The organism is Brevundimonas sp. (genome assembly GCF_035626535.1).
In the GTDB taxonomy this organism is placed as follows: domain Bacteria; phylum Pseudomonadota; class Alphaproteobacteria; order Caulobacterales; family Caulobacteraceae; genus Brevundimonas.
On the sequence record NZ_DASPNO010000056.1, the window covers coordinates 1 to 10,028 of the forward strand.

Below are 10,028 nucleotides of genomic sequence, written 5' to 3' on the forward strand. Positions count from 1 at the left end.
CGATCCTGGCCATCTGCAACCAGCTGGAGCCTCGCCCCTACTCCTCGCGCGAGTTCATCTGGGAGATGGGCAAGTGGCTGGCCGAGGGGAACGCCAAGAAGCCCGACAGCCTGGTGGAGCTCTGCTACCACGAGGGCGTGCCGATCTTCGTGCCGGCCTTCTCCGACTGCTCCGCCGGCTTCGGCCTGGTGAAGCACCAGGTGGAGCGGATGAAGGCGGGCAAGCCCTACCTCACCATCGACTCCGCGGCGGACTTCCGCGAGCTCACGGAGATCAAGCTGAAGGCCGGCACGACCGGCCTCTTCATGGTCGGCGGCGGGGTGCCCAAGAACTTCGCCCAGGACACCGTCGTCTGCGCCGAAATCCTCGGGGTGGAAGCCGAGATGCACCGCTACGCCGTCCAGATCACCGTGGCCGACGTGCGCGACGGGGCCTGCTCGTCTTCGACGCTCAAGGAGGCGGCGTCGTGGGGCAAGGTGCAGACCACGCACGAGCAGATGGTCTTCGCCGAGGCCACGACCGTGGTGCCTCTGATCGGGTCCGACGCCTATCACCGGGGCGTCTGGAAGACCCGCGAGAAGCGCCGCTGGGCCAAGCTGTTCGGCAAGTAGGCCGGCTCCGGCAAGCCGCAATGGGAGGGGCCGGGATGCGAATCCCGGCCCTTTTTTGCTGTCGGCCGACGATCGACGCGCCGCCGCGCCGACGCGGAACCGCTGACCGGGCGGTTCGCTTAGCGGGGTGAAGGAGTTCGCCATGATCCAGCAACAGCATCCGCAGCAGACCGAGGACGCCCGCGAAGCCGACGACATGGGCGAGAAGCCGGACCTCGGCCGGACGCCCGACGCCCTGACGGAAGCCGTTTCGGGCAGCGGCATGGGTTCGGACACCCGCGCCGGCTCCCTGCAAGGCGGCGCCGCGGGCGGGTCGGAGATCGACCCCGATCAGGACCGCATCAATGAGAGTCTGGCCAGCGAAGGGATGCGCTCGGCGGCGCCCCGCTCTCCCGCCGGAACCAATGCGGACGAGCCGATCAACAATACGGGCAACGACTTCACCGGCCCCGCCGGCGATCCCGTGGAAGGCAAGCCAGGCGTGGGCGACGAAGCCGACGCGGCGACAGGCTGAACATCGCGTAATCCGTGCCATGCCTGCGGCGCGAACCCGCCTTGCGGCCGCCGCAGCCATGGGCCACGGTGAAGCCAACAACACAGTCTTTTTCAAGGACGACCAAGGGATGAAGCGCAGTCTTGCGGCCACCACCGTCTTGGCGGCCATGGTGCTGGCCGGGTGTAGCGAGCGGGAGCCCGCCGGAGACGCGCCCGCCGCCGGCGACGCCGCCGTCGAGGCGGTCGCTTCGGCCGCCGACGCCCCGGCCGAAGCACGACTGGCGCCCCCGGCCGGAGCCGCGGCCGCCGTGCCCGCCGCCGCCGGCGCTCCGGCCTTCGCCGTCATCTATCCGGGCGCCGAGATCAAGACGCCCGCCACCCTGGCGCAGGGGCCCGAGGGACCGGGCGGCATTGTCCGTTTCACCACCGACGCCGAACCGGAGGCCGTCATCGCCTTTTACCGGCAGCGCGCCGAAGCGGCCGGGCTGAAGCCGATCAATTCGATGAACCGCGGGGACGCCCAGGCCTATTCCGCCGGGGACGGCGTGGACGGCCGCGGCCAGCTGCTGCAGGTCATCGCCGAGAGAATCGACGGCGGGCCGACCGACGTACAGCTGGACTGGACCACGGGACGGTGAGACCGGCGGCCGCCCTGGCGGCCTGTAGCCTGATGGCCGCCTGCGCTTCGGCGGGGGGATCCTCGCCCCCTCCTCTCGCGCGCGGGTATCTCGACGCCGCCGCCGCCGACGCCATCGCCCGAGGCTTTGCGCCGCCACCGCCCTCGCCCACTCTGTGGCCGGGCGACCTTCATCCGAACACCCCCGGGTCCGACCGCTGGTGGCTGGCGATCGCCGACGCCGAGCTGCGACCGCCCGAGGCCGCGCAGCATTTCGACTGCGTCCTCGAAACGAGGCTGGCGGCGAGGCCGCGGCCCGCCCTGACGCGGCTGATGACCCGGCTGCTCGCCGATTCCGACGCGGTGAGCCGACGACTGGCCGAGCTTCATCCCCGTCGCCGGCCGATCGCCGTCGATCGCGACCTCCAGCCCTGCCAGAGGATCGACGCCGCCACGCGGGACACCCCCTCCTGGCCCGCGAGGGGGGCGGTCGCCGGTAAGGTCTATGGTGAAATGTTCGCCCAACTGGCCCCGGACCGGGCCGAGGCCGCGCGGGCCCGGGGCTTCGAGATCGGGCACAGCCGCGCCATCTGCCGGATGAACTGGCTGCCCGACGTCGAGGCCGGCGTCAGGGTCGGAAGGCGGGTCTATGTCGCCGCTCATGACACGGCGGACTTCCAGGCCGATCTGGAGGCGGCCCGCGCCGAGGTCGCCGCTGCGCGGGCGGAGGGCCTGACCAACCCGTCCTGCGCCGCCGAGCGGCGGGCGCTGGAACTCAGGCCGGCCGCGGACTGACCAGCGAGCCGTAGAGGTCGGTGCGGCGGTCGCGGAAGAAGCCCCAGGCGGCGCGGTGGCGGTCGATATAGTCGAGGTCGAAGGTGCGAACCAGCGCCCCCTCCTCGTCGCGGCCGAGGCTCTCGACCAGATCGCCGCGATGGTCGGCGATGAAGGATGAGCCGTAGAAGACCTGTCCGACCTCGGTGGCGTACTCCGCCCCGGTGCGGTTGGAGCCGACGACCGGCACCACGTTCGACACGGCGTGGCCCTGCATGGCGCGGCGCCACGGGTCGGCGGTGTCCAGCTCCTTGTCATGCGGCTCGGAGCCGATGGCGGTCGGATACATCAGCACTTCGGCGCCCTGCAGCATCATGGCGCGGGCGGTCTCCGGGTACCACTGGTCCCAGCAGATGCCGACGCCGATGCGACCGTGGCGGGTGTTCCAGACCTTGAAGCCGGTGTCGCCCGGGCGGAAATAGTATTTCTCCTGATAGCCGGGGCCGTCGGGGATATGGCTCTTGCGGTAGACGCCCAGCGCCGAGCCGTCGGCGTCCAGCATGACCATCGAGTTGAAATAGTGCGGGCCCTCGCGCTCGAAGATCGACACCGGGATGGCCACGCCCAGTTCGGCCGCGACGGGCTGCAGAGCCGTGACGCAGGGGTGCTCGCGCCACGGATGGGCGGTCGCGAACCAGCGCTCCTCCTGGCTGACGCAGAAGTACGGGCCCTGGAACAGCTCCGACGGCAGGATGACCTGGGCGCCCCGGCCCGCCGCGTCCCGGATCAGGGCGATGGTCTTGTCGATATTGGCCTGCAGGTCCTCGCCATAGGAGGTCTGGAGGGCGGCGACGGAGATCGTTCTCGACTGTTGGCGGGCCATCAGGCGGGCTCCTGCTGGGAGATGCAGTGGAAGGATCCGCCGCCGGAGAGGATGGCGAGGGACGGCAGGGCGATGATCTCACGGTCCGGGAAGACAGTCTTCAGTCCCTGGCAGACCAGATCGGCGGCGCGGGCGTCGCCGTACGCAGGCACGATGACCGCGCCGTTGGCGATGAGGAAATTCATATGGCTGGCGGGGATCGGCCTCTCGTCCTGGCCGCCGACGAAGCCCGGCGAGGGCAGCGGCAGGATGCGAATTGACCGGCCGCCGGCATCGGTCATCTGCGAGAGAGTGCGCGCCACCTCTGCGTAGACCTCGTCGTTCGGATCGCCCCGCCCCCAGGCGACGGGGCAGGCCACGATGCCGGGGGCGACGAAGCGGGCGAGGTTGTCTACGTGGCCGTCGGTATGGTCGTTGAGCAGGCCGTCGCCCAGCCACAGCACCTTGCGCGCACCGAGGGAGGCGGCGAGCGCGGCTTCGGCCGCCGCCTCGGTCCAGCCGGTGTTGCGGTTCGGGTTCAGCAGGCACTGGCGGGTCGTCAGGATCGTGCCCTGCCCGTCGTGATCCAGCGCCCCGCCTTCGAGGACGAAGTCGTGCCGGGTCAGGTCCGCGCCGGACGCCTGACCGATCTGGGTGGCGACGGTGTCGTCGTGCTCCAGCTCGTACTTGCCGCCCCAGCCGTTGAAGCGGAAAGCGGAGGCGCGGGTGGAGCCCTCGCCGAAGATCGGGCCCGTGTCGCGCAGCCAGATGTCGCCAAAACGGCCGTTCACGACCTCGACGTTGTCGACGCCGCTGAAGCGGGCCCGGGCGCCGTCCAGCGCCTCGGTCTTGCCGACCAGCAGCTTGACCCGTTCGCGTCCGGGCCCCGCCAGGGCGCGCACCAGCGCCTCGACCTCCGCCTGGGCCGGCTCGAGGTTTTCCTCCCACAGCTCGCCGTGGCTGGGCCAGCCGACCCACATGGCGCGGTGCGGCGCCCATTCGGCGGGGATGGGGACGGTCATGGGCGGCGGAATCCTCAGGCGACGGGCGGACCGCGCCAGATAGGCCCTGATGGCCCGAACTTCAACGCAAGGCGGCGGAGCCGGCCATAACGAAAAGAGGCGGCCCGTCTCCGGACCGCCCCCTGTCGTCTGTAGCGCCTGGTTGGGTCCTAGAACTCGAAGCGGGCGCCCAGCTTGATCTGCCAGGTGGAGGCAGGCAGCTGGCTGCTGGGACGGCGGGCTTCGCCGGCCAGCGAGGCGTCCGGCTGGGCGCCGAGGGCCAGGTTCGGGGTCTGCAGCTGCGAGTAGTTGAAGACCGCGCCCGGGGTGGCGCACGAGGTCGCCGCACCGCCCGGAGTCCGGCAGTTCAGGACCACCGTGCCGACGCCGCGGTAGAACGGATACTGCTCGACCGCGCCCCAGCGGTCGTTGATCAGGTTACCGAAGTTCTCGATATCCATATACAGCTTGATCTTGCCGGTCGGGACAAACGGCACCGATACTTCCTGGGACAAACGAATGTCCGCAGTGGTGACGGCGGCCGAGCGGAACGCGTTCCGGGGAGCGACGGAGCCGGCGTATTTGATCAGGCCCGTGTTCTGCAGGAAGGCGTTGAAGTCCGCCATGTTGATGCCGGTGTAGGTGATCCGCGGATCGCTGGTCGTAGTGACCAGACCGGTCGCGGGGTCGACCTGCGGCACGTAGAACAGGTGGTTCGAGGTGCCGAGCGCGCCCGAGTAGGACTGCGGCACGGCGTTGCCGAAGTCGTTGTCGTAGTTGCCCGAGCGGCTGTTGTGGAAGACGAACGAGTAGGGCAGGCCCGAGCGGCGCTGAACGAACAGGTTCACCGAGGTCTCATTGTCGCCGAACAGGTCGCGGGCCCAGTGGGCGTTGACCGAGAAGCGGTGACGGATCTCGTAGTCCGAGGTCGCCAGAACCGGGTTGTTGTGGTCGGTCGAGGCGAAGCGAACGTACGACGAGTCCGGCTGCGAGCTGGTCATCGGGTTGCCGTCTTCGGCTTCCGTGTACGTGTAGGTCGCACGGACATCCAGACCGCGGAACGGCCCCTCGATCCAGTCCTTCTGAGCAGTGAAGGCAGTGGAGAACGAATGGCCGCCCTCCTCGAGGTTGGTCAGCAGGAGGTCGAAGACCACTGGACCGGCCGGGTGCGAATAGACCGGACGGCCGTCGGGGGCCGTGCCGATCTGGGTGGCCAGGAGGTCGGTGTAGTAGAGGGCGTTCTCAAAGTCGTTGTACAGGACGTCGGCTTGGAGGCGGAAGTCCTCGATCAGCGGCAGATGGAAGTCCCGGGCGACCGTCAGGTTGTACTTCCACGCGCTGGGGATTTCGAAATTCGGATCCAGGGCGACCACGCTGCCGTTGCCCGGGGTGAAGGTGCAGTTCGCGCCGGCGGGAACGACAGACAGGTCAGTGATCCCGGTCAGCGGGCCGGTGCAGACAGCGTTGGTGATGCGGGCGCCGTCGTTGCCGAAGGGGTTGCCGATCTGGACGTTGGTGCCGATCGCCGAGAAGCGACCGATGCCGCCCGAGACCGTCCAGTCACCCGGCGTCCAGTTGAAGCCGAAGCGCGGCATGAACAGGTCGCGGCCGTCCAGGTTCGAGGTGTTGTCGAACCCGTTGCGGGTGGCGAAGCCGGCGTTCAGGGTCGGACGATCGTCCATCCCGAACCAATCGTAGCGCAGGCCGTAGGAGAGCCGCAGATCGTCCGTCACCTGCCAGGTGTCTTCGGCATAGAGCGAATGCAGATCGTAGCCGAACACCACGGCGCCGTCGCGAGCCGTGCCGAATTCGGCCGGGACCGTACCGCCGTTCGGATCAACCGCGCCGCGAATGATGAGACCTGACGCCGTGCCCGCCTGGAAGTTGGCGAAGCTCGAGAAGGTCCACTGGCCCAGCGACTGCGAAACGAAGACGTTGGTGAAGTCGCGCTTCTCGGTCCGCAGGCCGAACAGGATGTCGTGCGAACCCCAGTTGTAGCGGCCGATCAGTTCGGCGTTGGTGTTCTCGCTGTACAGATAGTTGTCGTGGCGGAAGTTGTCCGCGCCGAACTGGATCTGCGGCGAGCCGGAGCCGGGCTCGACGCCGGGCAGGTCCGCGACCGTCACGGTGACCTGACCGACGGACAGGCCGCCGACCGGGAGCTGGGTGGTCTCGGTTTCCTTGTAGCCGAAGCGCAGTTCGGTCGAGAAGGCGTCCGTCCACTGCGAGTTCAGCTGGGCGTTCCAGGTCGTGAGGCGCTCGTCCTTCAGATACTGGCTGGATTCCAGTGCGAGGCGCGGCTGGCTGGTCGACCCGCCGTTGATGAAGGCGGACGAGGTCGAGCCGTTGAAGGAGTTGCCGATCGTCTCCTGGAAGGTCAGGGCCAAACGGTGATCGCTGTTGATGTTCCAGTCGACCTTGGCGAGGAATTTCTCGTCTTCGACCGGCGGAGCGACGCTGACGTACGAACCGGTATCATAGCCGTAGCGCGCTTGGGCCGCGGCGCGGAAATTGTCGACGGCGGTGGTGGTGATGCGGGGGATCGGGTTGCTGAATCCGGCGTCCTCCGGGCCTTCGTTCAGCGAGAACTCCGACTCGAACTTCTCGTAAGACAGGAAGAAGAACAGGGTGTCTTCGATGATCGGACCGCCGAGCGTCACGCCCCAGGTTTTCTCGTCGAATACACGGTTGTACGGCAGGACCCGGTGGTGGCCGTAGTAGGGGTTGCGGTTGCCGGCCGGACCAGTGGTCTGGTCGTAGCCGTAGTACCGGTCGCCCAGCAGGCTGTCGTCGCTCTTCTCGTAGAAGGCCGAACCAAAGAAGGTGTTACCGCCCGACTTGGTCACGGCGTTGATCGCGCCGCCGATGAAGCCGTTGTTGATGACGCTGAACGGAGCCGCTGAAACGTTCACAGCCTCGACCGCGTCCAGCGAGATGGGCGAGCGCTGGGTCGGATAGCCATTGCCGTTCAGGCCGAATTCATCGTTCTGGCGGATGCCGTCTACGGTCAGCTGGTTCAGGCGGGTGTTTACGCCGCCGAAGGACAGGGCGTCTTCGTTCGAAGGGTCGATGGTGGCGAACGGGTCGATACGGGCGACATCTTTGAGATCGCGGCTGATCGACGGCAGAGACTGGATGGTGTCGGCGCCGTAGTTCGAGGCCGAGCCGGCGCCGAAATCGTTGGCGAAGCGGCGGGCGGCGACGACGACGACGTCCTCGACGTTCGAGGTGTCCTCACCGTAGAGCACCACGTCGCCGTTGGCGGGATCGCCCACGCCGATGGCCGACAGCTGGCGCGCGCCCTGGCCGCTCGCGCCGGTCGCGGTGACGGTGTACGGGCCGCCGACGCGAAGGCCGCGGGCGCTGTAGAAGCCGTTGGCGTCGGTGACGGTCGTGACGCTGGTGCCGGTCGGCTCGTGAACGATGGTCACGGTCGCCGTCGCGGCCGATCCGTTGGCGTCCAGAACATGGCCGCGAACCGCGCCGGTGGTTTCCTGCGCGTAGACGGCGCTCGCGGCCAGCATGGTCGTGGCCAGGGCGGTCGTCGCCCAGAACACGCGTTTGCGGTTCGTCATTGTCATCTATCCCCGATGAAGAAGGGCGCGAACGCCCACTGACCAGCCGGCGGCCGGTTGAAATCCCGCTCCCTCTACGGGCCCCGTCGGAAAGTGGGACGACATTCGTGTGACAGTGATATGACAGTCAGGGCAGGTGGCGCGGGAGACACACTGCTGTGGGTGGATTGCCTGTGGATGGGTTGGCCGCGCCGGCGTCTTTGACTGCTACGCCGCCGCGTCGCCCCAGACCGCCCGAAGGCGCTCGCCGCGCCGGCAGAATCGGTTGTAGCCGCCGTAGCGGACCGGATTCAGGCGAGCGAAATCCTGATGATACGCGTCGGCCGGCCAGAACCGGACGGCGTCGCGGACCGGCGTGACGAACCGCGCCGCTCCGAGGCGGGTCGCCGCGGCCCTGCGTGAAGCCTCCGCGGCCGGCTTCTGGGCCCGGCTGGCGAAGACCGCCGTCGCGTAGGACGGCCCCTGATCGCAGAACTGCCCGTCTGGATCGGTCGGATCGATCGTCAGCCAGAACCGGTCGACCAGTTGGCGATAGCTGATGCGGGCAGGATCGAATGTCACCTGCACCGCCTCCAGATGGCCCGTCCCACCCCGCACGACCTGATCATAGGTGGGGTTGGCGACCGATCCGCCGGCGAAGCCCGACACCGCCGCCACCACGCCGGGAACGGCCTCGAAATTGGCCTCGACAGACCAGAAGCATCCGCCGGCGAAGACCGCCGTCTCGCGCCGGCCGCTGTCTCCGGGCCGCGCGGCGGCCGGGGCCTCCGCCGCGGGCTCGCCCGGCGAGCATGCGGCGAGGCCGAGAACGACGAGGCCGAGAAGCGGTCGACGGAACATCAGGACCTCGGGAGCGGCGTTGCGTCCGGGGAAGGAGCCGGCGGCGAATGGTTCACCCATCGGCCGGACAAAACAAGACCGCCGGCCCCGTGAGGGACCGGCGGTGCTGCAGTTTCAGGCCATTCGACCTTCCGGGAGGCTGTCCGGGCGCTTCGTGCAGCGCCCGGACGAACCGTCCTAGAAGTTGATGCCGATGGTGGCGCGGCGGTTCAGAGGCTCGCGAACGCCGTCGGCGGTCGGGCGGGCCAGCTGGGTCTCGCCCTTGCCGTCCAGCGAGATCACGCCGCCATTGACGCCCTGGGCGACCAGCGCGTCCGCAACGGTGCGGGCGCGGCGGTTGGACAGGCCGACGTTGTAGGCGGCCGAACCCGAGGTGTCGGCGTGGCCGACCACCAGGATGCGGGTCGGACGGCCCGACTTGGCGTAGTTCGCCGCCTGGGTGACCACCGAGCGGGCTTCGGCCGTGAGGTCCGAGCGATCCCAGTCGAAATAGACCACGAACTCACGGCGCACCGGAGCCGGCGGAGGCGGCGGCGGGGGCGGCGGAGGCGGCGGCGGAGGCGTGACCACCGGGGGCGGCGGGGGCGGCGGCGGGATGTACGGCGGCTCGTCCGCGCCGAACGCATAGCGCAGGCCCAGGCTGATCGAGTGGTCGGTGTAGCGGCCTTCCAGCTCGCCCAGATCACCGGCCGGGACCGAGGCGAAGGTGTCGAACGAGAAGTTCGACATCAGGTAGCGGTAGGTCAGGTCGAGGCTGGCCCGGTCGCTCAGCGCCCACGCGAAGCCGGCGATGGCCTGCGCCGCCAGCTCGGACGAGCTGTCGTCGGCGCCGACCGCGATCGCGCGGTTGCTCGCCAGGGTGCCCAGGTACTCGGTGTTGACGCGGTTGAGGCCGGCGCCCAGTCCGATGAACGGACGCAGGGTCGAGTCCTCGTTGCCGAAGTCATAGATGACATTGACCATCAGGGAGGTCGACGTCAGGTCGCCCTCGGGGGGCTCGCAGGGGCCCACGGCCGGAACCGCGTTACAGATCACCGGCGTGCCGCCGACGGTCAGCTCGCCCAGTTCGCCCGGACGGTAGCCGCCCTCGAGCTCCACGCGCCAGTTGGGCGTGAACCGGTAGCCGAGACGGGCGAAACCGGCCCAGTCGTCGTCGACCTCCATCTCGATGCCATAGGAGGTGTCGGCCTCCGGCATGTGGTAGCCGACGTCAATCGCGCCGTACCATCCGTTCGGATCGGCCGCCGCAGCGCC

At 68.9% G+C, this 10,028-nt stretch carries 9 protein-coding genes; 4 read left to right on the forward strand and 5 right to left on the reverse strand.

Annotation, left to right across the window (positions count from 1 at the left end):
- From VEC04_RS08385 to VEC04_RS08400, 4 genes are all read left to right on the forward strand, one after another.
- A partial coding sequence (locus tag VEC04_RS08385) for a deoxyhypusine synthase family protein (RefSeq protein ID WP_324775758.1) occupies nucleotides 1-611 on the forward strand: 611 nt, incomplete at its 5' end.
- 142 nt (nucleotides 612-753) lie between these two features.
- The gene (locus VEC04_RS08390) at nucleotides 754-1,125 is read left to right on the forward strand and encodes a ribonuclease (protein ID WP_324775760.1); all 372 of its coding nucleotides are present in this window, start codon (nucleotides 754-756) and stop codon (nucleotides 1,123-1,125) included.
- A 109-nt stretch (nucleotides 1,126-1,234) separates the two neighbouring features.
- Entirely contained in the window at nucleotides 1,235-1,744 is a 510-nt protein-coding gene (locus VEC04_RS08395) for a hypothetical protein (protein ID WP_324775762.1), read from the forward strand.
- Between the two features lie 32 nt (nucleotides 1,745-1,776).
- Nucleotides 1,777-2,517 (forward strand): PA-phosphatase, encoded by a 741-nt coding sequence (locus VEC04_RS08400; protein ID WP_324775764.1) that lies wholly within the window; start codon nucleotides 1,777-1,779, stop codon nucleotides 2,515-2,517.
- Here VEC04_RS08400 and aguB read toward each other — a convergent pair.
- The 5 genes from aguB to VEC04_RS08425 form a co-directional block, all read right to left on the reverse strand.
- On the reverse strand, nucleotides 2,498-3,379 hold the full coding sequence (aguB, locus tag VEC04_RS08405; protein ID WP_324775766.1) for an N-carbamoylputrescine amidase: 882 nt from the start codon (nucleotides 3,377-3,379) through the stop codon (nucleotides 2,498-2,500). The genes VEC04_RS08400 and aguB overlap by 20 nt on opposite strands.
- Complete coding sequence (locus VEC04_RS08410) at nucleotides 3,379-4,380, reverse strand: agmatine deiminase family protein (RefSeq protein WP_324775768.1); 1,002 nt, start codon at nucleotides 4,378-4,380, stop codon at nucleotides 3,379-3,381. The genes aguB and VEC04_RS08410 overlap by 1 nt, the downstream gene beginning before the upstream one ends.
- A 149-nt stretch (nucleotides 4,381-4,529) precedes the next feature.
- Entirely contained in the window at nucleotides 4,530-7,934 is a 3,405-nt protein-coding gene (locus VEC04_RS08415; RefSeq protein ID WP_324775770.1) for a TonB-dependent receptor, read from the reverse strand.
- 207 nt (nucleotides 7,935-8,141) lie between these two features.
- Nucleotides 8,142-8,834 carry a peptide-methionine (S)-S-oxide reductase MsrA gene (gene msrA / locus VEC04_RS08420; RefSeq protein ID WP_324775772.1) on the reverse strand — a complete coding sequence of 231 codons (693 nt, stop codon included), beginning with the start codon at nucleotides 8,832-8,834 and terminating at the stop codon, nucleotides 8,142-8,144.
- Nucleotides 8,835-8,951: 117 nt separating this feature from the next.
- On the reverse strand, nucleotides 8,952-10,028 hold a 1,077-nt coding region (locus VEC04_RS08425; protein WP_324775774.1), incomplete at its 5' end, for an OmpA family protein.

Bases quoted from the DNA above. Each gene is read 5' to 3' on its own strand.
- VEC04_RS08410 (WP_324775768.1), bottom strand. From the start codon at position 4,380: ATGACCGTCCCCATCCCCGCCGAATGGGCGCCGCACCGCGCCATGTGG.
- VEC04_RS08390 (WP_324775760.1), top strand. From the start codon at position 754: ATGATCCAGCAACAGCATCCGCAGCAGACCGAGGACGCCCGCGAAGCC.
- VEC04_RS08400 (WP_324775764.1), top strand. From the start codon at position 1,777: ATGGCCGCCTGCGCTTCGGCGGGGGGATCCTCGCCCCCTCCTCTCGCG.
- VEC04_RS08415 (WP_324775770.1), bottom strand. From the start codon at position 7,934: ATGACGAACCGCAAACGCGTGTTCTGGGCGACGACCGCCCTGGCCACG.
- VEC04_RS08395 (WP_324775762.1), top strand. From the start codon at position 1,235: ATGAAGCGCAGTCTTGCGGCCACCACCGTCTTGGCGGCCATGGTGCTG.
- aguB (WP_324775766.1), bottom strand. From the start codon at position 3,379: ATGGCCCGCCAACAGTCGAGAACGATCTCCGTCGCCGCCCTCCAGACC.
- msrA (WP_324775772.1), bottom strand. From the start codon at position 8,834: ATGGGTGAACCATTCGCCGCCGGCTCCTTCCCCGGACGCAACGCCGCT.